Annotated in this window: 25 protein-coding genes and 1 tRNA gene; 18 read left to right on the top strand and 8 right to left on the bottom strand. The window is 68.6% G+C overall.

Annotated elements, in window-relative coordinates; all coding sequences use genetic code 11:
- Positions 1-11: 11 nt before the first annotated feature.
- From glp to BI335_RS20670, 5 genes are all read left to right on the top strand, one after another.
- Positions 12-1,334 (top strand): molybdotransferase-like divisome protein Glp, encoded by a 1,323-nt coding sequence (gene glp, locus BI335_RS20650; RefSeq protein WP_094355635.1) that lies wholly within the window; start codon positions 12-14, stop codon positions 1,332-1,334.
- On the top strand, positions 1,327-1,803 hold the full coding sequence (gene moaC, locus BI335_RS20655) for a cyclic pyranopterin monophosphate synthase MoaC (protein ID WP_094427646.1): 477 nt from the start codon (positions 1,327-1,329) through the stop codon (positions 1,801-1,803). Before glp ends, moaC begins: the two co-directional genes overlap by 8 nt.
- Positions 1,796-2,275, top strand: coding sequence for a MogA/MoaB family molybdenum cofactor biosynthesis protein (locus BI335_RS20660; RefSeq protein WP_094433314.1), 480 nt, complete (start codon positions 1,796-1,798; stop codon positions 2,273-2,275). The genes moaC and BI335_RS20660 overlap by 8 nt, the downstream gene beginning before the upstream one ends.
- A gap of 1 nt (position 2,276) precedes the next feature.
- A complete protein-coding gene (locus BI335_RS20665) occupies positions 2,277-2,945 on the top strand; it encodes a GNAT family N-acetyltransferase (protein WP_094355632.1) in 669 nt (222 codons plus the stop codon).
- 170 nt (positions 2,946-3,115) lie between these two features.
- A complete protein-coding gene (locus BI335_RS20670; protein ID WP_094433316.1) occupies positions 3,116-3,895 on the top strand; it encodes a hypothetical protein in 780 nt (259 codons plus the stop codon).
- A 25-nt stretch (positions 3,896-3,920) separates the two neighbouring features.
- On the opposite strand, the gene BI335_RS20675 is transcribed toward BI335_RS20670, so the two are convergent.
- A complete protein-coding gene (locus tag BI335_RS20675) occupies positions 3,921-4,235 on the bottom strand; it encodes a hypothetical protein (protein WP_208109415.1) in 315 nt (104 codons plus the stop codon).
- 287 nt (positions 4,236-4,522) lie between these two features.
- Here BI335_RS20675 and BI335_RS20680 point away from each other — a divergent pair.
- From BI335_RS20680 to BI335_RS20690, 3 genes are all read left to right on the top strand, one after another.
- A tRNA-Ala gene (locus tag BI335_RS20680) sits at positions 4,523-4,598 on the top strand.
- Positions 4,599-4,851: 253 nt separating this feature from the next.
- Positions 4,852-5,193, top strand: coding sequence for an ArsR/SmtB family transcription factor (locus tag BI335_RS20685; protein WP_094427639.1), 342 nt, complete (start codon positions 4,852-4,854; stop codon positions 5,191-5,193).
- Entirely contained in the window at positions 5,190-5,639 is a 450-nt protein-coding gene (locus tag BI335_RS20690) for an SRPBCC family protein (RefSeq protein ID WP_094433318.1), read from the top strand. Before BI335_RS20685 ends, BI335_RS20690 begins: the two co-directional genes overlap by 4 nt.
- 88 nt (positions 5,640-5,727) lie before the next feature.
- Here the strand turns inward: BI335_RS20690 and BI335_RS20695 are convergent, their stop codons facing one another.
- Positions 5,728-6,645 carry a LysR family transcriptional regulator gene (locus BI335_RS20695; RefSeq protein ID WP_208109409.1) on the bottom strand — a complete coding sequence of 306 codons (918 nt, stop codon included), beginning with the start codon at positions 6,643-6,645 and terminating at the stop codon, positions 5,728-5,730.
- 95 nt (positions 6,646-6,740) lie between these two features.
- On the opposite strand from BI335_RS20695, the gene BI335_RS20700 reads away from it, so the two are divergent.
- Positions 6,741-7,952, top strand: a complete 1,212-nt coding sequence (locus tag BI335_RS20700) for an MFS transporter (protein WP_094433320.1) — start codon at positions 6,741-6,743, stop codon at positions 7,950-7,952.
- Positions 7,953-7,954: 2 nt separating this feature from the next.
- On the opposite strand, the gene BI335_RS20705 is transcribed toward BI335_RS20700, so the two are convergent.
- Genes BI335_RS20705 through BI335_RS20715 form a run of 3 tightly spaced genes read right to left on the bottom strand, consistent with a single transcriptional unit; the run spans position 7,955 to position 11,490 of the window.
- Positions 7,955-9,073 carry a bifunctional 2-methylcitrate synthase/citrate synthase gene (locus BI335_RS20705; protein WP_094433322.1) on the bottom strand — a complete coding sequence of 373 codons (1,119 nt, stop codon included), beginning with the start codon at positions 9,071-9,073 and terminating at the stop codon, positions 7,955-7,957.
- A gap of 42 nt (positions 9,074-9,115) precedes the next feature.
- Entirely contained in the window at positions 9,116-10,009 is an 894-nt protein-coding gene (gene prpB / locus BI335_RS20710) for a methylisocitrate lyase (protein ID WP_094433324.1), read from the bottom strand.
- The gene (locus BI335_RS20715) at positions 10,009-11,490 is read right to left on the bottom strand and encodes an MmgE/PrpD family protein (RefSeq protein WP_094433326.1); all 1,482 of its coding nucleotides are present in this window, start codon (positions 11,488-11,490) and stop codon (positions 10,009-10,011) included. The genes prpB and BI335_RS20715 overlap by 1 nt, the downstream gene beginning before the upstream one ends.
- A 152-nt stretch (positions 11,491-11,642) precedes the next feature.
- Here BI335_RS20715 and BI335_RS20720 point away from each other — a divergent pair, with 152 nt between their 5' ends.
- On the top strand, positions 11,643-13,034 hold the full coding sequence (locus BI335_RS20720) for a short-chain fatty acyl-CoA regulator family protein (protein WP_229119717.1): 1,392 nt from the start codon (positions 11,643-11,645) through the stop codon (positions 13,032-13,034).
- A 420-nt stretch (positions 13,035-13,454) separates the two neighbouring features.
- Here BI335_RS20720 and BI335_RS20725 read toward each other — a convergent pair whose 3' ends face one another.
- A complete protein-coding gene (locus BI335_RS20725) occupies positions 13,455-14,117 on the bottom strand; it encodes a GntR family transcriptional regulator (RefSeq protein ID WP_208109410.1) in 663 nt (220 codons plus the stop codon).
- A 13-nt stretch (positions 14,118-14,130) separates the two neighbouring features.
- The gene (locus BI335_RS20730) at positions 14,131-14,673 is read right to left on the bottom strand and encodes a VOC family protein (protein ID WP_094433330.1); all 543 of its coding nucleotides are present in this window, start codon (positions 14,671-14,673) and stop codon (positions 14,131-14,133) included.
- A 174-nt stretch (positions 14,674-14,847) separates the two neighbouring features.
- Between BI335_RS20730 and BI335_RS20735 the strand changes: the two genes are divergently transcribed.
- From BI335_RS20735 to BI335_RS20750, 4 genes are read left to right on the top strand one after another with little or no spacing between them, the layout of a single operon-like run.
- Positions 14,848-17,028 carry an alpha-ketoacid dehydrogenase subunit alpha/beta gene (locus tag BI335_RS20735; protein WP_094433332.1) on the top strand — a complete coding sequence of 727 codons (2,181 nt, stop codon included), beginning with the start codon at positions 14,848-14,850 and terminating at the stop codon, positions 17,026-17,028.
- 19 nt (positions 17,029-17,047) lie between these two features.
- Positions 17,048-18,451: a dihydrolipoamide acetyltransferase family protein gene (locus BI335_RS20740; RefSeq protein ID WP_208109411.1), complete on the top strand. Its 1,404-nt coding sequence runs from the start codon at positions 17,048-17,050 to the stop codon at positions 18,449-18,451.
- A 41-nt stretch (positions 18,452-18,492) separates the two neighbouring features.
- Positions 18,493-19,839: an MFS transporter gene (locus BI335_RS20745; protein WP_208109412.1), complete on the top strand. Its 1,347-nt coding sequence runs from the start codon at positions 18,493-18,495 to the stop codon at positions 19,837-19,839.
- 43 nt (positions 19,840-19,882) lie between these two features.
- A complete protein-coding gene (locus BI335_RS20750; protein ID WP_094433336.1) occupies positions 19,883-21,265 on the top strand; it encodes an aldehyde dehydrogenase family protein in 1,383 nt (460 codons plus the stop codon).
- 66 nt (positions 21,266-21,331) lie between these two features.
- On the opposite strand, the gene BI335_RS20755 is transcribed toward BI335_RS20750, so the two are convergent.
- Positions 21,332-21,730, bottom strand: a complete 399-nt coding sequence (locus BI335_RS20755) for a universal stress protein (protein ID WP_094433338.1) — start codon at positions 21,728-21,730, stop codon at positions 21,332-21,334.
- A 164-nt stretch (positions 21,731-21,894) separates the two neighbouring features.
- On the opposite strand from BI335_RS20755, the gene BI335_RS20760 reads away from it, so the two are divergent.
- The 4 genes from BI335_RS20760 to BI335_RS20775 all read left to right on the top strand — a co-directional run bounded on the left by BI335_RS20760 (position 21,895) and on the right by BI335_RS20775 (position 25,365).
- Positions 21,895-22,875, top strand: coding sequence for a Bug family tripartite tricarboxylate transporter substrate binding protein (locus tag BI335_RS20760; protein WP_094433399.1), 981 nt, complete (start codon positions 21,895-21,897; stop codon positions 22,873-22,875).
- Positions 22,872-23,432 carry a tripartite tricarboxylate transporter TctB family protein gene (locus BI335_RS20765; protein WP_094433340.1) on the top strand — a complete coding sequence of 187 codons (561 nt, stop codon included), beginning with the start codon at positions 22,872-22,874 and terminating at the stop codon, positions 23,430-23,432. The genes BI335_RS20760 and BI335_RS20765 overlap by 4 nt, the downstream gene beginning before the upstream one ends.
- Positions 23,432-24,937 carry a tripartite tricarboxylate transporter permease gene (locus tag BI335_RS20770; RefSeq protein ID WP_094433342.1) on the top strand — a complete coding sequence of 502 codons (1,506 nt, stop codon included), beginning with the start codon at positions 23,432-23,434 and terminating at the stop codon, positions 24,935-24,937. Before BI335_RS20765 ends, BI335_RS20770 begins: the two co-directional genes overlap by 1 nt.
- Before the next feature lie 65 nt (positions 24,938-25,002).
- The gene (locus BI335_RS20775) at positions 25,003-25,365 is read left to right on the top strand and encodes a UBP-type zinc finger domain-containing protein (RefSeq protein WP_094406054.1); all 363 of its coding nucleotides are present in this window, start codon (positions 25,003-25,005) and stop codon (positions 25,363-25,365) included.
- The last annotated feature ends 5 nt before the right edge of the window (positions 25,366-25,370 follow it).

The following is a 25,370-nucleotide window of genomic DNA, read 5'->3' on the forward strand; positions in this document are numbered from 1 at the left end:
TCGTATGGGCCATGGCTCTGTTCGGTCGAAAGAAGAAGGCTGCCCCCGCGCCCGAGGTGGTGGAGGAAGTCCCGACCCTGCCGGAACCCCCGGCCGCCAATGACGCCGGGCTGCGGGAGTGGCAGGCGCATCGGCAGTGGGTGCTCGACCAGATCGAACCGCTGCCGCCGTTCGGCATGCAGGTGCTGGATGCGCTCGGGCTGAGCCTGTGTGAGGACATCGAGGCCGATATCGCCCTGCCGGGGTTCGACAACGCGGCGATGGACGGATACGCGGTGCAGGCCGCCGACACCTGGAACGCCAGCGAGAACGCGCCGGCGTCGCTGGCCGTGGTGGGGGAGATCGCCGCCGGCTCGGTCGCCGACCGGGCGCTCGCCCCGGGCACGGCGATGAAGATCATGACCGGGGCCCCGGTGCCCGAGGGTGCCGACGCGGTGGTGCAGTACGAGCTCACCGATCGTGGTGTCGAGGATGTGCAGATCTTCGCGCAGATCGAACAGGGCAAGAACATCCGGCTGCGCGGCTCCGACATCGAGGACGGTGAGCACCTGATGTCGGCCGGCACCCGCATCGACTCCCGCACCGTCGGGCTGCTGGCCGGGGTGGGCATCGACAAGGTGCTGGTCCGGCCGCGGCCGCGGGTGGTGGTGATCGCCACCGGCACCGAACTGGTCGAACCGGGACTGCCGCTGGGCGACAAGGGCGAGCTCTATGACTCCAACTCCTACATGCTGGCCGCCGCGGCCAAGGCCGCCGGCGCCCAGGTGTTCCGGGTCGGCGCGGTCGGCGACGACGAGGAGGAGATGGCCCAGATCATCTCCGACCAGCTGGTGCGCGCCGACCTGATCGTCACCTCCGGCGGCATCTCGCAGGGTGACTGGGACGTGGTCAAGGCGGTCGCACCCAGCCTCGGTCTGGTCGACTTCGCCCAGCTCGCGATGCAGCCCGGCAAGCCGCAGGGCTTCGGCCTGATCGGTGAGGACCAGGTGCCGATGTTGATGCTGCCCGGCAATCCGGTGTCCTCGTTCGTCTCCTTCGAGGTGTTCGTACGCCCGGTGCTGCGCAAGCTGATGGGGGTCGAACCGCTGTTCCGGGAACCGGTGCGTGCGGTCACCAACACGATCATCCGCTCCGCACCCGGCAAGGCCCAGTTCCTCCGTGGTGAGGTGCGCACCGATCCCGGCGGCCGGCACACCGTCGACCTGGTCGGCGGCCCCGGTTCGCATCTGCTCGGCTCGTTGCAGAAGTCCAATGCGTTGGTCGTGCTGGAACCCGGCACCGAGGTGGTCCCCGCCGGCCAGACCGTCACCACCTGGATGCTGACCGATGACTGACCCCGCCCTCACCCACCTGGATGCCGCCGGCAACGCCCGGATGGTGGATGTCTCCGCCAAGCAGGTGACGGTCCGTACCGCGACCGCCGCCGGCCGCGTACTGCTGTCGGCCGAGTGCGTGGCACTGCTGCGTTCGGGGGACATCCCCAAGGGCGATGCTCTTGCCGTGGCACGGATCGCGGGCATCATGGGCGCCAAGAAGACCCCCGAACTGATCCCGCTGTGCCATCCGCTGATGGTCTCGGGTGTCGAGGTCGGCGTCGAGATCGTCGACGAGGGGGTCGAGTTGACCGCGACCGTGCGTACCAATGAGCGCACCGGGGTGGAGATGGAGGCGTTGACCGCGGTCTCGGTCGCCGGTCTCGCGCTGGTCGACATGGTCAAGGCGGTCGACAAGCGTGCGGTGATCTCCGACATCCGGGTCACCGCCAAGTCCGGCGGTCGCAGTGGGGACTGGCGTCGTGACTGACCTGAGCCGGGCCTGCGTGGTCGTCGCCTCCACCCGGGCGGCGACCGGTGTCTATCCGGACAAGTCGGGCCCGATCCTCAGCGAATCCCTGTCCGGGCTGGGATTCCAGGTCTCCGAGGTCGTCGTCGTACCCGACGGGGACGCCGTGGGGGAGGCCCTGCGGGCCGCGATCGGGGAGCACGATGTGGTGCTGACCAGCGGCGGTACCGGGATCACCCCGACCGATGTCACCCCGCAGCAGACCGCGCCGCTGCTGGACTACGAAGTGCCGCAGATCCCGGCGGCGATCGCCCGTTTCGGTCTGGACAAGGGAATCCCGACCGCACTGCTGAGCCGGGGGCTGGCCGGGGTGGCCGGTCGCACCCTGGTGATCAACCTGCCCGGGTCGAGCGGCGGCGCACGCGATGCGATGGAAGTCCTGGCGCCGATCCTGCCGCACGCGGTGTCCCAGCTCCGAGGTGGCGATCACTGAGATGGCCAACCGTTTCCGCACCGAGATCAGCCGCCAGGGTTCGCACCGCTGGCCGGTGACCCTGCAGCACGGCGGGGTCCGGTTGCGGCCGATGCGGGTGCGGGACCGGGCCGCGTGGGAGTCGGTACGCCGGGTCAATCGGGACTGGCTGCTGCCCTGGGAGGCGACCGTGCCGCCCGGTGGTGAGCCGGGCCCGCCGAGCTTCGGGTCGCTGGTACGCCTGCTCAACCACCAGGCGCGGCAGGGCCGGATGCTGCCCTGGCTGCTGGTCTGGGACGAATCGCTGGGGGAGGACCCGAACGCCAAAGGGGTGCTCGCCGGCCAGGTGACGGTCTCGGGGATCACCCGCGGATCGGCCAACTTCGCCCAGATCGGTTACTGGGTCGACCAGCGGCTGGCCGGCCGCGGCATCGTCCCGACGGCGGTGGCGATGGCCACCGACTACTGCTTCTTCGGGATGGGGTTGCATCGGATGGAGGTCGCGATCCGCCCCGAGAACGGGAAGTCCCTGCGGGTGGTGGAAAAACTCGGCTTCCGATACGAGGGGTTGCGGCCGGGTTATCTGCACATCAACGGCGGTTGGCGGGATCACGAGGTGTTCGCGCTGAACGCCGACGAGGTCGGTGAGGGCCTGGTGCATCGCTGGGAGCAGAGCAGCACCGCGACCTGACGTTCATCGAGTAGCCGGCGGCGCCACTCCCTACGACCTGCGCCATCTGGACTCCTCACCTTCGGTCCTGCCATCAAACATGAGTCGATTTGGGCTTGTCCGCAACGGATGTGACGACACTCCGGTTAGGGTCAGCGCGTTGGGACGGCTGCTTGCGTAGCGTCTGCCTCGTGGGAACGACGGGGCTGATCTTCGGTGCGATCGTGGTGGCCTGGCTGGCGTATCTGGTGCCGATGTACCTGCGCCGCAACCAGCAGCCGGCGCGGCCGGTCAGCGACCCCGAATCCCGGTTCTCCGATTCGGTGCAGATCATCCGCGACGGCTCGGCGCCGGCGGTGGACCAGGACCTGAATCCGATCGACGATGTGCAGATCTCCACGCCGTTGACCCGGCGTGCGGCGGTCACCGAGATCTGCCGGACCGAGAAGCGGATGGCGGCCCGGCGGCGAAATGTCCTTGGTGTGTTGGGATTGGGCCTGGTCACGCTGATCGTGCTGAGCGCGATCGGGCGTACGCCGTGGTGGAGCGTGACGATCCCGGTGGTGCTGATCGCGGCCTTCGTCGCGATCGCCCGGGTCAGCGTGCGAGCGATGCATCAGGGGTTCGAGGCTCGGCTGGCTCGTATCGAGCGCGGCGATGAGGAGGACACGGTCCGGATCAGCCGCGAGGAACTCGCCAAGGCGATGTCCGGCAAGGACGCCGGTTCGGTGAACCGGGTGGAGATCGACGCGCCCGAGGGGGCGCCGGGGACGCTCTGGGATCCGCTGCCGGTGACCCGGCCCACCTATGTGCAGGCGCCGGTCGCACCGCGCACCGTGCGCACCATCGACCTGGCGGCCCCGGTCTCGGCCAGTGAGCCCCCGGTCACCGCCGACGGCCCGGGCGCCGAGGTCGCCGCCGTCGTCGAGGCCGAGGAACAGCGCCCCCGCCCGCGCGCGGTCGGCGAGTGAGTGAGCGCAGCGAGTCGAAACCCCGTCAGTCGCGGTCGCTGACCACGTATGCGGCCCCGGCGGCCGCCGCGGTCACGGTGAGCACAGACGGCCAGGCCCCGATCTTCTTGGCCAGCGGATGCGAGGCTCCGAAGGCCAGCAGATAGCCGGCGCCGAGGCCGGCCGCCACAGCCGGCCCACGACGCGCCAGCCAGGTCCGACCGGCCAACAGTCCGAGCCCACCGAGCACCACACCGCCGAGCGCGCGGATCCCGGATTCGCGGGCCACCAGATAACCGCCGATCAGTCCCAGCGCCACCACCGGCGCGGTCTGGACATCGTCGGCGTCTCGCAGGGTCAGTTGGTTGTTCGCCATATCGCCAGCCTATGCGCGCAGCTGCCTACCGTTCATCGAGTAGGCGCCATGCGGAGCGCAGCGGAGCAATGGCGGCCGTGTCGAGATGAACCAGCCGCCCGAACGCTGGGACATGCAGTACCCGAAACCCGGCCTCCGCCAAACCCAGTCCCACTGGGTTTGATCATGGAACTCCGCGACTACTGCATGTCCCAGTGCACGCACCCCGGGGCAGGGAACGCGATTTCACCCATCGCGGGGTCGGTGCTAGTCTGAATGGGCTCACAGAGCATGGGGCTATGGCGCAGTTGGTAGCGCGTCTCGTTCGCAATGAGAAGGTCAGGGGTTCGAATCCCCTTAGCTCCACCACCTGCACGATCCCGGCCTGACAAGGCCATTCACCCCTCACCAGCAGACGGTTCACGCCGCCTGATCGGCCGCGGTGCGCCTTCCAGGACTGGTCGGGTGGAGGACCTCGGCGACTCGACCGCACCTACATCGTGATCGAGCAGTCCCGACATGCTCGCGGAGCCGCGCGGCCGGAATCGCCCGGCCTCAACCGCCTGAGGGGGCGGCGACGGGGCCATTGACAGGTAGGAAAAAACCTACGTAGATTGTCGGCATGCCACGCCGATCGAAGACCGAGCCACTGGATGAGGTGTTCGGTGCCCTGGCGAATCCCACTCGTCGCGACATCCTCGATGCGCTGCTGGGCGGGGAACTGACGGCGGGTGAGCTGGCGGCCCGGTTCGACATGGCCCGCCCGAGTGTCTCCGAACATCTCCGGGCGCTCCGCGAAGCCGGCCTGGTCACCGAGCGCCAGGACGGGCGGCACCGGTTCTATCGGGTGACGGCCGCACCGATGGCCGAGCTGATCGACTGGCTGACCCCCTACGAGCGGTTCTGGCGCGACCGGCTGACCGCACTCGGTGACGTACTCGAACAAATGGAGGAAGACCAATGACCGTTGAGAATCTGCAGGCCATCGAGGTGGACCAGTTCTTCTCGCACCCGCCGGCCAAGGTATGGCGGGCGCTCACCACGCCTGCGTTGATGGCGCAGTGGCTGATGCCCAACGACTTCGAACCGACCATCGGCCACCACTTCACCTTCCAGACTCGCCCGGTCGCCCAGACCGGCTTCTCCGGAACGATCGCCTGCGAGGTGCTCGACCTGGTACCGCAGCAGCGGCTGCGGATCAGCTGGACCGACGCCGAGCACCCCGACCAGTTGGCCACCGAGGTCACCTGGACGCTCGTCGCCGAAGGCAGCGGGACGCGGGTGTTCCTCGAGCACACGGGTTTCGATCCGGACGACGCCAACCAGCAGCTCGCCCGCCGGTTCATGGACGGCGGCTGGCGCAGCCACGTGCTGCGTCGCCTGGGCGACCTGCTCGGCACCCTCGACTAGACCAGCGCGGAGCGCGACATCAGGCCAACCTTCGCAGGACCCCTGTGCGGGCGCGCAACAGTGCACGGCACATGTGGGTCATGGCGCATCATCGGTGGCCCGCCTGCTCCAACAACTCGGCCAGTGCGGCCAACGCCGGGGTCCGATGATCGGTCCGCCAGATCAACCCCAGCTGACTGGTCGCCTCCAACCCGCGTACCGGGAGGGCCCGCAGGTCGGCGCGGGCATGATGCTCGACGAGCGGCCGGCAGACCAGCATCGCGTGTTCGCCGGAGGCGGCCAGCGCCAACCCCTGCTGGATGCTGGTGATTCCCGCGGTGGAAAGGATCGGTACCCCGGCCGGGGTCGCCGGGGGCGTACGTGCCGCCTTCCAGTAGTGCGGCGCATCCCCGATCCGATGCAGCAGATCGAGCCCGGCCAGCTCCTCGACCTCCAGCGAATCCCGGTCGGCCAACCCATGGTCGGCATGCACCAGGACGAACTGATCCTGGGCCGGGAAACGGAATCCGACGGTCAGCTCCGGCTCATGCACCGGCAGCTCGGCGATCACCGCATCCACCTCACCGTCCAGCAGCGCGGTGAACGGTGAGCCCAGCGGCAGGTCATGGGTGTGCACCGCGACCCCGTGCTGTTGGTGCAGGGCCCGGAAGGTGCCGGTGATCTCCTCGTACACCATCCCGGTGAAACCGATCCGCAGCTCCGCCAGCGCGCCGCGCATGGCCCGGTCCCGGGCGCGATCGAAGGTCCGTTGCAGTGTTCGGTACGCCGGGCGCACCTCCTGGACGAACTGCGCGCCGACACGGGTCAGGCCGACCCGCCGGCTGGTTCGCTCCACCAGCCGCGCACCGACCCGGGACTCCAGCGTGGCGATCAGCTGACTGACGCGCGACTGCGAATAACCGAGCCGATCCGCGGTCCGGCCGAAATGCAGCTCCTCGGCCAGGGTGAGCAGGCACTCCAGCTGCTGCAGATGCGCCTGATGCATGGTCGCCGAAACCGTGGTCATGGCACCACCGTAACCCGCGGATCGATGAGCTGGACTGATCGATCATTGAGCAGATCGGCGTTGTTCCCGCGCTGCCGCGGCGCTGGAATGGCGGCATGGATTCTCCCGCAGCGAGCTCCCAGGCGGTACGCCCGGAGCGCACCTCGACCGCTGGCTGGATCGCCGTCGGCGTACTGAGCCTGGCCACCTTCCTGGTCGTCACCTCCGAGATGCTGCCGGTCGGACTGCTCACCCCGATGGCCGATGGGCTGGCCATCTCGGCCGGGCTGACCGGTTCCAGCCTGACCGTCACCGGGCTGGTGTCCGCGGTCACCGCCCTGCTGGTACCTCGGCTGCTCGGGATGTTGGATCGGCGGCTGGTGCTGGCGGCGGCGATGGTGGTGCTCGCCGTCGGCAACCTGCTGACCGCGTTCGCCGGCGGCTTCGGCACGCTGGTGCTGGCCCGGGTGGTCCTCGGCCTCGGCATGGGCACTGTCTGGGGACTGGCGGCCGCGGTGGCGGGCCGCTTGGTCGCACCGGTGCACGGCGCCCGGGCCGTCTCGCTGGCGGTCGGCGGTGTCGCGGCGGCATCGGTGTTCGGCGTACCGCTGGGCACCCTGCTCGGCAACGCCGCCGGCTGGCGCGCCGCCTTCGCCACCCTCACTGCACTGGCCGCAATCCTTGCCGTGGCGCTGATTCTGGCGCTGCCACGATTGCCGCGACCGGCCGCGGCCACGGACGGCACCGACGACACGGGGCCGCGATCGCTGGCCCGCCCCGAGGTCGTCACCGGGCTGATCGTGGTGGTGCTGCTGGTCACCGCGCACTTCGCCGCGTACACCTATGTCCGCCCGATGCTGGAAGAGCTGCCGCGGCTGTCGGCGAACACCATCGCCCTGCTTCTGTTGCTCTACGGGGTTTTCGGGTTGATCGGCAACTTCGCCGCCGGCGCCCTGGCGGCCCGGCGGCCCCGGCCGACGGTGCTGCTGCTGGCCGTCAGCATCGTGGTCGCACTCGCCACCCTCGCCCTGGCCGGTACCGGCGCGCTGATCGCCGGTCTGGCGGTGGCCCTGTGGGGTGTGGCCTATGGCGGCCTGTCGGTGGGCGGCCAGCTGTGGATGACCACCGCCGCGCCGGACCGCGTCGAGCACGTCACCGGCCTCTATGTCGGCTTCTTCACCGCCTCCATCGCGCTCGGCGCCTTCCTCGGTGGCGTGGTTGTCGAGGGCGCCGGGTTGCTGCCGCTGCTGTGGGGGAGTGCCGGCCTGGCACTGCTCTCCCTGATCTTCGGGCTGCTGCGTACCTGCACCGATCGATCGCGGAAGTGAACTCAGGCGACCGCGACCGCCCGCTGCGCCGGACCGCTGTAAACGCTGGTCGGGCGGATCAGGCTGTTCGCGGCGAGCTGTTCGTTGATGTGCGCGGTCCAGCCGGTGATCCGCGCGGCCACGAAGATCGGCGTGAACACCGGGGTGTCGAAACCCATCAGGTGGTACGCCGGGCCGGCCGGGTAGTCCAGGTTGGGATGCAGCCCCTTCGCCGCGTACATGGGCTTGGCCAGCGCCTCGTAGAGGTCGAGCAGCTGCTGGCCGTTGCGCAGCTCGGCGACCTCCTGCAGGGCCTGGCGCATCGTCGGCACCCGGGAGTCGCCGTTCTTGTAGACCCGATGCCCGAAACCCATGATCTTGCGCTTCTCGGCGAGCGCCTGCTGCAGCCAGGCCTCGGCCCGGTCGGCGGAGCCGATCTCGGTGAAGATCTCCATCACGGCCTCGTTCGCACCACCGTGCAGGGGGCCCTTCAACGCACCGATCGCCGCGGTGACGGCACTGTAGAGATCCGACAGCGTCGAGGTCACCACCCGCGCGGTGAACGTGGAGGCGTTGAAGCTGTGCTCGGCATAGAGCACCAGGGAGGTCTCGAAGGCGCGCACGATCTCCGGTTCGGGCACCTCGCCCAGGGTCACGTAGAGGAAGTTCTCTGCAAAACCGAGGTCGTCGCGCGGGGTCAACGGCCGCAGGCCATGCCGGCGACGCTGGGTCAGTGCGACCACCGCCGGCAGTTTCGCGAACAGCCGCAATGCCTTTTGCTGGTTGGCTTCCACGGTGTTGACATCCTCGGTCGGATCGGTCGCGCCCAGGATGCTCACCGCGGTACGCAGGGTGTCCATCGGATGGGCGGTGTCCGGCAGGGTGAGCAGGGTCTCGGCCAGGTCGGCGGACAGGGCGCGCTGACTGCGCTCGGCCTCGTTCTGCTCGGCCAGCTGCTGCGGGGTCGGCAGCTCACCGTGCCAGAGCAGATACGCCACCTGCTCGAAGCTGCAGTGTGCCGCGAGATCCTGCACCGCGTAACCGCGATAGGTGAGCGAGTTGGTATCCGGGTTGACCATCGACACCTCGGTGGTGTCGACGACGACGCCGGCCAGGCCTTTGTGAATGGTGGGCGTGGACATGGTGGTCCCCTTGTCTGTCGGTGTGTCGGGCGTCGGACGGACCTAGACGCGGAAGTTGAAGACGTTCTCGTCGAAGGCGTTGTAGTCGGAGTAGTCGAGGAGGTCGTAGAGCTCGCGGCGGTGTTGCATGTCATCGAGCAGGCCCTGCTGGGTGCCCTGGTCGGCGAGTGCACGCAACCCGTTCTCGGCCGCCTTCATCGCGAACCGGAGCAGGGTGACCGGATAGATCACCAGATTCACCCCGATGTCGGCCAGCGTCTGCGCGTCGAGCAGTTCGCTCTTTCCGAACTCGGTCATGTTGGCCAGGATCGGCACGTCGAGCGCGGCCCGCATCGCCTCGAAGTCGGATGGACCGCGCATCGCCTCGGGAAAGATCAGGTCCGCCCCCGCATCGGCGTACGCCTTGGCGCGGTCGATCGCGTCGTCGAGGCCGTTGACCGCGGCCGCATCGGTGCGGGCGGCGATGACGAAATCGGGATCGCGGCGGGCGGCCACCGCGGCCTTGATCCGGCGTACCGCGATGTCCGCCTCGACCACGTCCTTGCCGTCCAGATGTCCACAGCGCTTGGGATTCACCTGATCCTCCAGGTGCATCCCGGCAGCACCGGCGTCCTCCAGCAGCTGCACGGTGCGGGCCGCGTTCATCGGTTCCCCGAAGCCGGTGTCGGCGTCGACCAGGGTCGGCAACTCGGTCATCCGGGCGATCTGCTGGGCGCGGCCCGCCACTTCGGTGACCGAGGTCAGGCCGATGTCCGGCAATCCGAGGTCGGCCGAGAGCACGGCGCCGGAGATGTAGACACCCTCGAATCCCTGACGCTCGATCAGCTTGGCACTGAGCGGGTTGAAGGCGCCCGGAAACCGTTGCAGAGAATCGGATTCCAGTCCCGCACGGAACTTCCTGCGCTTCTCGGCGGGAGTGCTGGTGGCCTGCAGCATCAGAAGATCCCCTTGGTGGTCGGGGCCGGGTCGATACCCGCCGGCAGGGCGAGCTCGTGCACCTCGGCGGCGCTCAGTTCGGGGAGCCGGGTGACGGTGTCCAGGAACCGGTCCTGGGCAGCCCGGGCGATGACACCCTCGGTGAGATTGCGGAACTTCGCCACGTACTGCTCGCGGGCGAAGGGCCGGGCGCCCGCCGGATGCGCGTCGGCGACCGCGATCTCATCGGTGATCGTGCTGCCATCGTTCATCGTCACCTCGACCCGACCGCCGAAGGCCGGCTCGGGTTCGTGGTAGCGCCGGGTCCACTCGGGATCCTCGACCGTGGTGATCTTCTGCCAGAGCGCGACGGTGGCCGGGCGGTTCGCGCGCTCCGGGGCGTACGAATCGACGTGGTGCCACAGGCCGTCCTCGAGCGCCACCGCGAAGATGTAGGGGATCGAGTGGTCCAGGGTCTCCCGGCTCGCCTGCGGATCGTACTTCTGCGGGTCCCCGGCACCCGAACCGATCACGTAGTGGGTGTGGTGGCTGGTGTGGATGACGATGCTGGCGACCTCGTCCAGATCACCGATCCGCGGTCCCAGCCGCCGCGCCAGGTCGATCAGCGCCTGGCTCTGGTATTCGGCCGAGTGCTCCTTGGTGTAGGTGTCCAGGATCGCCAGCTTCGCCTCACCCGGCACGGGAAGCGGCACCGTGTAGCTGGCGTCCAGGCCGCTCAGCAGCCAGGCGATCACCCCATCCTCACCCTCATAGATCGGGCTCGGTGCACCCTCACCGCGCATCGCCCGGTCGACGGCCTCGATGGCGGCCTTGCCGGCGAAAGCGGGGGCGTACGCCTTCCAGGAGGAGATCTCACCCTTGCGGGACTGGCGGGTGGTGGTCGTGGTGTGCAGCGCCTGGCCGATCGCCTGGTAGACGATCTCGGTGTCCAGATCGAGCAGGGCGCCGAGGCCGCCGGCCACCGACGGACCGAGATGGGCGATGTGGTCGATCTTGTGCTGGTGCAGGGAAATCCCGCGTACCAGGTCGACCTGGAGTTCATAACCGGCCGCGATCGCGCGCACCAGGTCGGCACCGTTGCGGCCGGTGTGCTGGGCCACGGCGAGGATCGGCGGGATGTTGTCACCGGGATGGGAGTATTCCGCGGCCAGGAAGGTGTCGTGGTAGTCGAGCTCGCGGACCGCGACACCGTTCGCCCAGGCCGCCCACTCGGGGGCGTACCGCCCGGTGATGCCGAAGACGGTCGCACCCGGCGTACCCGGATGGGCGACCGCCTGGTCGCGGGCCGCGCGGACCGGGCGACGGTTGAGGGAGGCGGCGGCCACGGCGGCGTTGTCGATGATCCGGTTGATCACCATCTCGGTCACCTCGGCGGTCACCGGCACCGGGTCGGTCGCCACGGCGGCCAGCTTCCACGCCAGTTGCTGCTCGCGGGGGAGCGGCTCGGCGGAGCGGTAGGTGCGAACGGTGTGGTCGATCATCGGGCTCCTCGTTGATGCCGGTCTGTGAAGCTTGTGCAGCTGTCAAACAGGGTCACTGGGTCGAGGTGTTGAATCAATGCTCGTGTGGTGTCACATCGTGTACACGTTGGATCCCTTCGTGTGAAGATTGTTAACGTGGGCTTGTGCAGAGGATGAAAGCCGGGGTGCGGCTGCGGAAGCTGCGCGAGGACCGCGGGATGTCCCAGGCCGACCTGGCCCGGCTGCTGGACTTCTCGCCGAGCTACGTCAGTCAGCTCGAACACAATGGGCGCCCGTTGACCATGCCGGTGCTGCTCCGACTCACCGAGCACTTCGGGGTGGATGCGGAGTTCTTCGCCGAGCAGGACACCGCCCGGCTGGTCGCCGATGTCCGCGAGGTGTTCGCCGACGACACCGTCGAGGGCAGCCTGGACGGTTTCCAGGTCGACGAGCTGACCACCCAGTTGCCGGATGTCGCACGCACCTTGGTTTCCCTGCATCACCGCTATCGCGAGGCGATGGAGAACATCGCGACCCTGGTGGCCGAACAGGGGCTGGACCGGACCAGCGCGCAACAACCGCACGAGGAGATCCGCGACTGGTTCTATCGCCGACACAATCACGTCGCCGAACTCGATGTCGCCGCCGAACGGTTGTCGGCCGAGCTGCGGCTGATCCCCGGCCAGGCTCGTGACGGGTTGACCACCGGCCTGCGGGAGCGGCACGGGATCGAGGTGGTGACCGAGTCGCTGGGTGCCGATCAGCACCGCTTCGATGCGGAACGCCGGGTGATCCAGCTGTCCCCGTCGCTGCGACCGGGACAGGCCGCGTTCCGGCTGGCCTCGGAGCTGGCGATGCTGGAAGCGGGGCAGAGCATCGACGCGCTGGTCGACGGGGGATCGTTCAGCAGTGGCACGGGTCGCCGACTGGCGCGGATCGGACTGGCCAACTATTTCGCCGGGGCGCTGGTGCTGCCATACCGGGTCTTCCTGGGGGCCGCCGAGCGCTACCGCTATGACATCAGCCGGTTGTCGGCGCATTTCGATGTGGGCTTCGAAACCGTGTGCCATCGGCTGTCGACGCTGCAGCGGCGGGGTACGCGGGGGGTGCCGTTCGCGTTCGTGCGGGTCGACCGCGCCGGGAACATCTCCAAGCGGCAGTCGGCGACCCCGTTCCACTTCTCCCGGGTCGGTGGGTCCTGCCCGCTCTGGGTGGTCTATGAGGCGTTCGGTTCGCCCGGCCGGATCGTCACCCAGATCGCGGAACTGCCGGATGGGAAGAAGTATTTCTGGTTGGCGCGCACCGTGCACCGCTCGACCGGTGGCTACGGGGACCCCGGCAAGACCTTCGCGATCGGTCTCGGCTGCGAACTGCGCCATGCCCATCGGCTGGTCTATTCCGACGGGCTCGAACTCGGGGTCGATGCCGCGATCACCGAGATCGGCATGGGTTGCAAGGTCTGCGAACGTCCGGCCTGCCCGCAGCGCGCCTTCCCCGCGATTGGCAAGGCCCTGCGCGTCGACGAACACGCCAGCAGCCTGCTGCCGTACCCACCGTCGGAGTGACGCGCGGCACGGTCATTGCGTGTCGAGTTGGACCTGGTTCGGCGGAGACGGCCCGCGCCCCGGGCATCGCGGCCGTCTCGTTCGGCCCACCGAAATTTGCGGCTCGTTTCGCGATCGGTGCCCAGATCGGCCGATTCCGCGATCGAGCCGCAAATTCCGCAGCCGGCTCACCCACTTCGCGGCTCGACTCTCACTCAGCGGCCTGCATGCGGTCCGCGGAGTGCAACTCGGGCCGCAGAGTGGGAGTTGCTGATGGCGCATGTCCTGGGGGTTTCGACTCGCTGGCGCTCGCTCAGCCGGCGTACGTGGCTCATCTCGACACGGCCGCTATTGCTCCGCTTCGCTGCGCATGGCGGCCTACTCGATGACCGTGGAGGCGCGGCGGCATGGCGGCCTGCTCGATGAGCGGCTCGCGCGGGTTCAGTTCGAGGTGAACACCTCGGGGTGCTTGGCCAGTTGCAGCCGGCTGCGCCGGATGTGGCCGGCCAGCACCCGCTCCGCCTCCTCGGCGTCGCGCTGTCGCATGGCGTTCACGATCAGGAAGTGGTCGTGGTGCACGACCCGGTTGTTCTCCTCGTAGAAGAGCCGGGTCGCGCGCCGGCGATAGTGCTGGGTGCGGTTCCACAGCGAGACGACGGTCTCGTGCAGCACGATCGTCGGCACCGATTCCAGGCAGGACAGGTGGAACGCCCGGTCGAGTTCGAGGAAGGTCTCCACGTCGTCGGAGCGCTCCATGGTCTCGGCCAGCCGTTCCAGCTCGTCGATCTGGTCGTCGCCCAACGCGGGCACATTGAGCCGCAGCAGCAGCGGTTCGAGCCGCTCGCGCATCTGATACAGCTCCTGGTATTCCTCGGGGCTGAGGCTGGAGACCCAGGCGCCGGTGTTGGCGACCAGGGTGATCAGGCCCTCGCCCTCGAGCATCCGCAGCGCCTCGCGGACCGGCAGTCGGCTCGCGCCCGACGCCTCGGCGATCTCGTCGGGACGGAGCCGCTCGCCGGGGGCGTACCGCTCGGCCAGGATGTCGGCCCGCAGGGTCTCGGCGATCCGGGCTCCGGTTGCTCCGTGCTGCGCTGTCGTGGTCACGCGTGGCCCTCTCTCATCGATGCGGATGTGCGGGGTGCCAGAGCACCCGTTCGGCCCCATTCTCGTATGCCTTGCCCTCGGGGAAGCTGACCAACTCGAACTGAAGTCCCCACGGAGCGCGGAAGTAGACCCAGCGCTGCCCCGTGGCCGACTGGGCGCTCGCCACCGGATCACCCATCACCTCGACATCGTTGGCCCGCAGGAAATCCACCGCGCGGTCCAGATCATCGACATAGAAGGCCAGATGGAAGCCACCCGGATCACTGTTCCGCGGGAACCGTACCGGGTCGTCGTCGGCGGACTGGTAGACGAAGACCTCGAAGTTCGCGCCATTGCCGAGCCGATAGAAGCGGATGTCGCGGATCTCGGTGCGCGGGTGTACGCCCAGGTGGCGGGTCATCCAGTCGTCGTCGGCCCGCTTGCCGGCCAGGTCGTAGATGTGTTCGCAACCGAGGATGTCGACCAGGAACTCATGGGCCGCCGCCATGTCCGGAACGTTGAATCCGATGTGGTCGGTACCACGCAGGCCGGGGATGCCCCGCGATCCTTCAGGCATGTGCGACTCCTCTGTCGACGGGCGATGAATGTATCCAGTCTAACCAGATCAGCCCCGTTCTACGCTACCGATACGCCGATCTGCGGTTGCATTGGATCAAATCAGCATCTACGGTGGATGTACGCACGGCCGCACCGGCCGCACCGGCCGCCCGACGACAGGGGAGTGGCAAGGATGCCCAAGAAGGAGCGACTGCAGACCGGGGTCGACTGGTTCGAACTGTCGACCACCGACCAGGACTGGGAGGACGCTGACCCGGAACTGCTCGGCACGATGCTCAGCCAGCTGCATCTGATCCGAGCCTTCGAGGAGTCGGTGCTCGAGCTGGCCGGTGAGAGCCTGGTGCACGGGCCCGCGCACTCCAGCATTGGACAGGAGGGCGGCGCCGTCGGCTCGATCGTCGGGCTGCGGACCAGCGACGGGATCAACGGCTCCCACCGCGGACACCATCAGTTCCTCGCCAAGGCGCTCAACCACATCACCGGCGGGGTGATCGAACCGGCGAAGGCCGATGCGCCCGACATCCAGGCGGTCCTGCAGCAGACCCTCGCCGAGATCCTCGGTCTCGCCCAGGGCTTCGGCAACGGGCGTGGCGGATCCCCGCACCTGCAGTGGATGGCCGCCGGCGCACTCGGCACCAACGCGATCGTCGGTGGCGGCGCCCCGATGGCGACCGGCAACGCCTGGGCTCAGAAGCACAGCGGCACCACCGACCTCACGATCAACTATCTCGGTGACGGTGCCTCCCAGATCGGCTCCGTGCTCGAGGCGATGAACCTCGCCGCGGCCTGGCAGCTGCCGACCTGCTTCTTCATCGAGAACAACCTCTACGCGGTCTCGACCCGGGCCGATGAGGCCACCGCCGATCCGCGATTCTCCGTGCGTGGACAGGGACTCGGGATCCCCTCCTGGCGCGTCGACGGGATGGATCCGCTGGCGGTGCATCTGGCCACCCTGGAAGCGGCCGAGCGGATGCGCAGCGGTGACGGCCCGACCATCATCGAGGCCGAGGTCTACCGCTTCTTCCACCAGAACGGCCCCTACCCGGGCAGCGCCTTCGGTTACCGCACCAAGGAGGAGGAAGCCGAGTGGAAGGCCCGGGATCCGCTGGATCTCGTCGCCACCAGGATGATCGAACGGGACCTGATCACCACCGAGGAGGTCACCGAGCTGCGCGAACGCGCGCAGGCCGCGATGACCAGGGCGATCGCCGAACTCGTCGAGGACGACCCGGACAACCCCGGCAAGCGCCGGATCCGCCCCGAACTGTGGCCCGAACCCAGCTTCGTCGACGTCGGTATCCGCGGTGACGCCAGCGAGCTCGACGGCCTGCCGGAGCTGGAGTCCGCCGCCCCCGGAACACGCTCGGTCAAATTCGTCGACGCGGTCGCGCAGGTGATGGATCGGCGGATGGAGGTCGATCCCCGGATCGTGGTCCTCGGCGAGGACGTGCACAAACTCAATGGCGGCACCAATGGCGCCACCAAAGGCCTGGTCAAGAAGTACGGCACCGACCGGATCCTGGGTACGCCGATCAGCGAGAACGGCTTCATGGGACTCGCCGGCGGCCTGGCGATGGACGGCCGCTACCGGCCGGTGGTCGAGTTCATGTATCCCGACTTCCTCTGGGTCGCCGCCGACCAGGTTTTCAACCAGGTCGGCAAAGCCCGGCACATGTTCGGTGGGGAGAACCCGATGCCGCTGGTGTTGCGTACCAAGGTCGCGATGGGCACCGGCTACGGGTCCCAGCACTCGATGGACCCGGCCGGCATCTTCGCCGCCAATCCGGGCTGGCGGATCGTCGCCCCCTCGACCGCCACCGACTACGTCGGCCTGATGAACGCCGCGCTCGCGCTGCAGGATCCGGTGCTGGTGATCGAACATGTCGATCTCTACGGGCTCAAGGAAGAATTGCCCGAGGGGGACCTCGACTGGGTGATCCCACCGGGATCGGCCTCGGTCGTCCGCGAGGGGGACGACGTCACGGTGCTCAGCTACCTGTCCATGACCAGGCGGGCCGCCGAGGCGATCGACCAGACCGGCGTGGACGCCGAACTGATCGACCTGCGCTGGCTCGACGCCGCCTCGATCGACTGGGACACCATCGGTGCGAGCATCAAGAAGACCAACGCCGTGCTGATCGTCGAACAGGGCAACCGGGGGAGCTCCTACGGCGGCTGGCTGGCCGATGAGATCCAGCGCCGCTACTTCGACTGGCTGGACCAGCCCGTTGCCCGGGTGACCGGCGGGGAGGCCTCACCGAGCATCTCCCTGATCCTTGAGAAGGCCGGCATCGCCGGCACCGATGACATCGTCGAAGCGCTGGAAACGGTGCGCGCAGGATTCGGAGGCTGAGATGGCCCAGATCATTCGCATGCCAGAGGTCCTGGCCGGTGCCACCGAGGCGGTGATCCAGAGCTGGCTGGTGACACCGGGGACCACGATCGCCGAGGCGCAACCGCTGGCCGACATCGAGACCGACAAGGCCAACGTCGAGTTCCAGTCGGAGTCCGCGGGGGTGATCGGCCGCCTGCTCGCCGGTGAGGGCGATACCGTCGCGGTCGGCGCCCCCATTCTGGTGCTGCTCGCCCAGGGCGAGGACGAGTCCGCGGTCGATGGCCTGCTCGGTGCTGAGGAATCCGACGGGGCCGATGCCCGGCACGAACCGGAACCGAAGGACGTCACCGAGCAGCAGAACGAGCAGCTCGAGGCCCCCTCGGGCTCCGACACCGATGAGTTGCCGGACACTGCCGGGGCACCGGCGCCGCGCACCTCGACGGGGGCGGCCGAACCGGCCGCCGACACGGCCGGCACCGCGGTGGGCGACGCGGCCGGTGACTCGGATTCCGCACCGACACAGCAGGATCAGCCCGCCCGGGACCGGCTCTTCGCCAGCCCGCTCGTCCGCCGGCTCGCCAAGGAGCAGGACATCGACCTGCGCGCGGTGCCCGGCACCGGGCCGAATCAACGGGTCACCCGACGGGACCTGGAGAAGCACCTGTCGACCCCGCCCGAGACCGACACGGACGAGGCGCCGGCCCGGCAGACCCCGGCTCCGGCGGCGCCACCGGCAGCAGCGGCCAGCCCGCTCGGTGCCGGTCACGAGGACGTGCCGCTGGATCGGATGCGGCGCACCATCGCCCGGCGACTCACCGAGAGCAAGTCGACCGTCCCGCACTTCTACATGGTTGCCGAATGCCGCGTCGATGCTCTGCTCGCACTGCGTACCCAGCTCAACGAGGCGGCACCGCGCAAGCTGTCGGTGAACGACTTCGTCATCAAGGCGGTCGCGGGGGCGCTGACGGAGATCCCGGCGGCCAACGCCATCTGGAACGGCGACAGCATCCGGCGGTTCGACGCGGCCGACATCTCCGTCGCGGTGGCCACCGACGGGGGGTTGCTCACACCGGTGGCCCGCGATGTCGCCCGCACCCCGCTCTCGGAACTGAGCGCGACCGTGGCCGATCTGGCCGAGCGGGCGCGGTCGGGGAAGCTCAAGCAGCACGAGCTCGAGGGCGGCAGCTTCGCCGTCTCCAACCTGGGGATGTACGGGATCACCGAGTTCAGCGCGATCCTCAACCCGCCCCAGTCCGGAATCCTCGGCGTGGGCGCGGCCCGCAGGATGCCGGTGGTCAACGATCAGGGTGAGCTGGAAGCCGCGACCGTGATGACGGTCACCCTCTCGGCCGACCATCGCGTCCTCGACGGCGCGGTCGCAGCCGAGTGGTTGCGTGCCTTCCAGCGGCGGATCGAGAACCCGCTGACCATCCTCATCTGACCCTCAGCACGCCCGAGTTTCAACGACGAAACGGAAAATGGATGACCACCGACAACATGCCAGTCAGCCCGGCCGGTGCCCCGGAGAGGCAACGGATCACCCCGGGCGCCCGCCGCGCGATCTTCGCCTCGACGCTCGGCACCGTGATCGAGTGGTACGACTACGCCCTCTACGGGGTCGCCGCCGGCCTGGTGATCAGCCCGCTGTTCTTCCCCGGGCAGGTCGCCGGCCGCGGACTGCTGCTGGCGCTGGCCACCTTCGCGGTGGGCTTCCTGATCCGCCCACTCGGTGGACTGATGATCGCCCACATCGGCGATCGCTACGGCCGCCGCCCGGCGATGCTGCTCACCATCCTGCTGATGGGTGTCGCCACGGTCGGCATGGGCCTGCTGCCGACGGCCGCCACGATCGGGGTCTGGGCGCCGATCCTGCTGGTCGTGCTGCGGGCGCTGCAGGGCTTCGGCGCCGGGGCCGAACTCTCCGGTGCTCTCACGGTCGCCGCCGAATACACCCCCGAACATCGACGCGGCTTCTTCACCAGCATCATCAACATGTCCTCGGGCATCGGCAGCGCGCTGGCGATGCTCGCCTTCCTGGCGGTCTCGGCACTGCCGCAGGAGGTGCTGCTCGGTGGCGCCTGGCGGATCCCGTTCCTGCTGTCGGGCGTGCTCTTCCTGCTCGCGCTCTACATCCGCAAGCGGCTCGAGGAGACCCCGGAATACGTGGCTGCGCAGCGGAAGCACGAATCCGAGGTCGAACAGAGCGCCCCCGTGGCGGAGGTCTTCCGCGCCGACCCGAAGCGCGCGGTGCTGGCCATCCTGCTCTGGTCGGGCCACAACGCCAACACCTATGTGGTGATCACCTTCGCCCTCGGTTACCTCACCACGACCGTCGGCATGGACCGGCCGACGGCCCTGGTGATCACCGTGACGGCGGCGCTGCTCGGTGGCGCGGCCACCCCGATCTGGGGACTGGTCGCCGACCGGATCGGTTACAAGCGGCAATACCTCGGCATCATGGTCTTCGGCGTGGTCGCCGTGGTCCCCTACTTCTGGATGCTGTCCACCGGAAACGTCGTGCTGGTGTCGATCGCGATGTTCATCGCCTCCTGCCTGATCTGGGGCGCCACCCAGGCCAGCGCCGGTGCGGTGACCACCAATCTGTTCCCGGTCGAGTACCGCTTCTCCGGTGTCGCCGTCGCCAAGGAGATCAACGCCGCCGCCGTCGCCGGCCCGACGCCACTGATCGCCGCGGCGCTGGTCGCGGCGGCCGGCGGGCGCCCCTACACCGCTGCCATCTTCATCGGTGCCTGCTTCGTCGTCACGATCGTCTCGCTGCTCGCGCTCGGCAAGCGGGTCGGCGATGTGCCCGCCGAGTCCCTCACCTGACCCGCCCAACGAATCCCGAACCGAACCAGCCAAGGAGCCACCCATGGCCACCATCCGCAGTATTGACCCGACCACCGGCGCGGAGCTCGCCGCCTTCGAGGAGGACACCGACGAGGTCGTCGAGCAGAAGCTGTACGCCGCAGCGGCGGCGGTCGACGCTCTGGAGGCGGCCGGCTGGGACCTGCGGGCGGACTGGATGCGTGCCACCGCCGACCTGCTGGAGTCCGAGACCGAGCAGGTCGCGGCGATGATCACCGCAGAGATGGGCAAGCCGCTGACCCAGGCGAAGGCCGAGGTCGCGAAGTCGGCGTACGCGATGCGCTTCTATGCCGACAAGGCGCGGGAATTCCTCACCGGGTCCGAGCTGGCCGACCCGTCGGTGGTCTCGGCCTCCGGTGCCCGGACCGAGTTCGATCCGCTCGGCGTGGTGCTGGCGGTGATGCCCTGGAACTTCCCGATCTGGCAGGTGGTGCGCTTCGCGGCCCCGGCGCTGATGGCCGGGAATGTCGGGATTCTCAAGCATGCTTCGAATGTTCCGCAGTCGGCGCTCTATCTGGGTGAGCTGTTCACCCGCGGCGGTTTCCCCGAGGGAGCGTTCTCGACCCTGCTGATCGGCTCCAAACGGGTCGAGGCGGTGATCCGGGATCCGCGGGTGGCCGCGGTGACGCTGACCGGATCCGAGGGGGCCGGACGATCGATCGCGGCCACCGCTGGCGACGTGTTGAAGAAGGCGGTGCTGGAACTCGGTGGTTCCGATCCCTTCATCGTGATGCCGTCGGCGAAACTGGACGATGCGGTGGAGATCGCGGTGAAGGCCCGGACCTCGAACAACGGTCAGGCCTGCATCAACGCGAAGCGCTTCATCGTGCACACCGATATCTATGACGAGTTCGCGGAGAAGTTCGCCGCCCGGATGGCGGCGCTGACCATCGGTGATCCGGTCGAGGCGGGCACCGAGATCGGCCCGCTGGCCACCGAGAGCGGCCGCCGCGACATCGAGGAACTCGTCGATGACGCCCGCGACAAGGGTGCGGACATCCTCACCGGCGGTGGCCGCCCCGCGGACACCGAGGGCTGGTTCTATCAACCGACCGTGATCGCCGGAATCACCGATCAGATGCGATTGTTCGCCGAGGAGGCCTTCGGGCCGGTGGCCTCGCTCTACCGGGTGGACTCACTGGAGGCGGCTCTGGAGATCGCCAACGACAGCGACTTCGGGCTCGGGTCGGCGTTCTGGAGCACCGACCAGGCCGAGATCGATCAGGCGGTCCGCCGGATCGAGGCGGGCGCAGTCTTCGTGAACGGGATGACCATCTCCTATCCGGAGCTGCCCTTCGGCGGCATCAAGCACTCCGGCTACGGCCGCGAACTGTCGGCGGAGGGCATCCGCGAGTTCTGCAATCTGAAGACCGTCTGGGTGGCCTGAAACCCACCGGCACGAAACCCAACCAGCACGACGAATCCGGCCGACCGCCCGATCGGGTGCGGGCGGTCAGCGGTTGTCGGGCTTGACGAACAGCAACGGCATCGGGGCGTCCAACAGGATGCGCTGCACGGTGCTGCCCATCAGCAGTTTGCCGACGGCGCTGCGATGTCGGCCGCCGATCACCAGCAGTTCCGCACCGGCCTGCACCGCCTGATCGATCAGCGCGCCCGCCGGGTCCATGCCCTGAGCACCCACCACCACCTGGACCTGGTCCGAATCACCCCCGGCAGCGTCGACCGCGGCTCGGGTCTCGCGTTCGGCATGGTCCCGCGCGTCGACGCTGAGGTCCTCCACGACGTGCAGGACGACGAGTCCTCGTCCGTCCCGCTTCGCCTCGGCGATTCCGGACCGGAGCGCGGCGCGCCCCGCGTCACTGCTGTTGTAGGCCACCGCAACCACACTCATGGCCGTGAATCATAACCGTGCGCACCACGCCGGCTTGGGCAGGGATGACCTGCCGTGGCACAATTCACCAACCGTGAAACCGTGAATCCGACACAGGAGTCGAGTTGAAACTCCCTTTCAGGGTGCCCCGCGTCCTCACCTGGGCGGTGGGAATCATCGTGACCATGGGGTTGGTGACGGCAGCCCTGACCCAGGCGGCGGGATCGGCCCAGAACTCGGACCTGCGGACCCGGTTGACCGTGGTGGCGCCGGCGGCCGCCGGTGGCGGTTGGGACCTGGTGGCCCGGGAAACCCAACGAGCACTGCGAACCCCGGGTGGCGACTCCGGCACCGAGCTGCCGGCGATGGTCAACAACGTGCAGGTGGTGAACGTGCCCGGCGCGGGCGGCACGATCGGGTTGAGCCAGTTGGAACGGTTGACCGGTGATGCGGGCACGGTGATGGTCACCGGGACCGTGATGATGGGCAGCATCGTCCGCAACAAGTCCACCTTCACGCTGGCCGACACGACCCCGATCGCCCGGCTCGCCGAGGATTTCGAGGTGGTCGCCGTCCCGCGCGATTCGGAGTTCAAGACGCTCGACGACCTGCTGCGGAAGTGGCGCGAGGACCCGGCCGCACTGCCGATCGGCGGTGGTTCGGCCGGCGGCATCGACCACATGGTCGCGGCACAGCTCGCCCGCAGCGCCGACATCGATCCGGCCAGGATCGTCTACTCGGCGTACAGCGGTGGCGGTGAGCTGACGCTGTCCCTGCTGTCCCCGCAGGCCGGCACCGTCGACGTCGGAATCAGTGGCTACAACGATTTCCGGGATCTGCTCGAAGGTGGCGACCTGCGCGCGCTGGCCGTCGTCGCCCCGGAACGGCTGCCGAACACCGACATTCCCACGATGATCGAGCTGGGCTACCCCGAGGTCGATCTGGTGAACTGGCGCGGGATCGTCGCACCGCCCGGGGTGACCCCCGAGGAACGAGCGGAGTTGATCAGGATCACCGAGGAGATGATCGCGACCCCGGCCTGGCGATCGGCGGTCGAACGCAATCGTTGGAAGGACTCCTATCTCTCGGGTGATCAGTTCGGCGCCTTCCTGGTCGACGAACAGGCCCGGATCGATGGCCTGCTGCGTGATCTGGGGTTGGCATGAGCCCGGCATCGAAGGTCGAGCAGACCGACGCCGACCGCGCTGACCGCGCCGCCGACGGTGACCGCAGCACCCGTGGTCATGGCGCGCTGGTGATGCCGCTGCTGATGCTCGGGGCGGCGGGTTATCTGATCTACGGCCTGCTCACCATGCAGGTGGTCGAGGGTGACGAACTGCTCGGCCCGACGGCGATGCCGTGGGCCGCCGCCATCGGACTCATCGTGCTGGCGGTGATCTATGCCATCGACATCCTGCGGAATCCGGGCGACCAACACGCGGGGGAGAGCACCCATCCGACACCGATCAACTGGCGCAGCGTGGGGATCGCGGTCGCCAGCCTGATCGTCTTCGCGCTGATCCTCGAGCCCATCGGCTGGTTGCTCTCGGGTGCGGTGCTGTTCTTCGGCATGACGATGGCGCTGGGGCTCGGGGATCGGGCCGCGCGCCGGCCCCTGTTCAACGCGCTGCTGGCCCTGTCGTTCTCGGCGATCGTGCAGCTCATCTTCGCGGGGTTGCTCGGCCTCAGCCTGCCGGTCGGCATGCTCCTGGGAGGTTCGTGATGGAACAACTGCCGGATCTGCTGGCCGGCTTCGGTGCGGTGCTGACCCTGGAGAATCTGCTCTGGCTCGTCCTCGGTGCCCTGCTCGGCACCGCCGTCGGGGTCCTGCCCGGACTGGGCTCCTCGATGGCTGTCGCCCTGCTGCTGCCGATGACGTTCACCCTGTCACCGATCGCGGCACTGATCATGTTCGCCGGGGTCTACTTCGGTGGCCTGTTCGGCGATTCGATCTCCGGCATCCTGATGAACACCCCCGGCAACTCCACCGCGATCGCCTCCACCTTCGAGGGCCACCGGATGGCGCTGTCCGGACGCGCCCCGCAGGCGCTGGCGACCTCCGCGATCGGCGCATTCATCGGTGGCCTGCTGGCCACCGTGGTGGTGGTCTTCACCGTGCCGCTGCTCGCCGGGCTCGCCACCAGCTTCGGTCCGCCGCAATACCTGGCGCTGGCCGTCTTCGCCTTCATCGCGATCTCGGCGGTGGTCTCCGACAGCGCCATCCGCGGCCTCTGCGCACTGCTGATCGGGATCACGCTGTCCTTCGTCGGGATCGACCAGATCACCGGCACCCAACGCTTCACCGCCGGCGTACCGGCGCTGTTCGACGGGATCCACATCGTGGTGATCACGGTTTCGATCCTGGCCCTCGGTGAGGTGCTCTACCTCGCCTCCCGGGTCGGCCAAGCCGATGACAACTCGTTGATCAAGAGCAAGGGGCGCCCGTTCCTGTCCCGGAGCGAGTTCCGCAAGACGCTGCCCGCCTGGCTGCGGGGCACCGCCATCGGGCTGCCGTTCGGGGTGATCCCCGCCGGTGGCGCCGAGGTGCCGACGCTGCTCTCCTACGGCCTGGAACGCAATATCGACAAGCGATCGGAGGATCCCGAGTTCGGCAAGGGCGCCATCCGCGGCGTCGCCGCACCCGAGGCCGCCGGCAACGCGACCGCGGGCACGGCGATGGGTGCGCTGCTCGCCCTCGGCCTGCCGACCTCCGCGACCGCTGCGCTGATGCTGGCGGCATTCCAGCAGTACGGCATGCAGCCCGGCCCGCTGATCTTCGAACGCAACGGTGAGGTCGTCTGGGCGTTGCTGGCGAGCCTGTTCATCGGCCTGATCGTGCTGCTGGTGCTGAACCTGCCGTTCGCGCCGCTCTGGGCCCAGCTGCTGCGGATTCCCAAGCCCTACCTGTATTCCGGGATCACCGTCTTCGCCTGCCTGGGTGTCTACTCGGCGAGCAGCTCCACCGTCGATCTGTGGCTGATGATCGGCCTCGGCCTGGTCGGGTTCTGCATGCGCCGTTACGATGTGCCGCTCGCACCGGTGATGATCGGCATCATTCTCGCCCCGCTCGCCGAGACCTCGTTGCGGGCCGCCATGCAGAACTCGGACAACGACTGGTCGGTGCTCGCCTCGGAGCCGATCACGATCACCATCTATGTCCTGCTGGCACTCGCGATCGTCTGGACGGTGGTTCGCAAGGTACGCCAACGCGGCAGCCGGGACTTCTGAGGGCCGCCCGGCACCGGAGACGGGGTGGCCCGGAGGGGCCGGGGGTCATCGCGTAGCGTGAGTGCATGAGCGACAACAAAGACATCCCCGCCATCGATCCGAGCGTGCCGCCGAGCGGTACCGGCTGTGTCGAGTGCCTGGCCACCCCGGACGGCTGGTGGGTGCACCTGCGCCGCTGCGCCGCCTGCGGTCACATCGGCTGCTGCGACAGCTCGCCCTCCCAGCACGCCACCGCTCACTTCAAGAAGACCGGGCATCCGGTGATGGCCAGCTTCGAGCCGGGGGAGGACTGGTTCTACGACTTCACCACCCAGGAGGGCGGTGACGGACCCGAGCTCGCCCCGCCCACCAGTCACCCGGAGGACCAGGGGGCACCGGCGCCCGCGGACCGGGTGCCGGACAACTGGATGTCGTTGATCCACCGCTGAGGCGA

The sequence above is a fragment of the Enemella evansiae genome (genome assembly GCF_002250705.1).
Lineage (GTDB): Bacteria > Actinomycetota > Actinomycetes > Propionibacteriales > Propionibacteriaceae > Enemella > Enemella evansiae.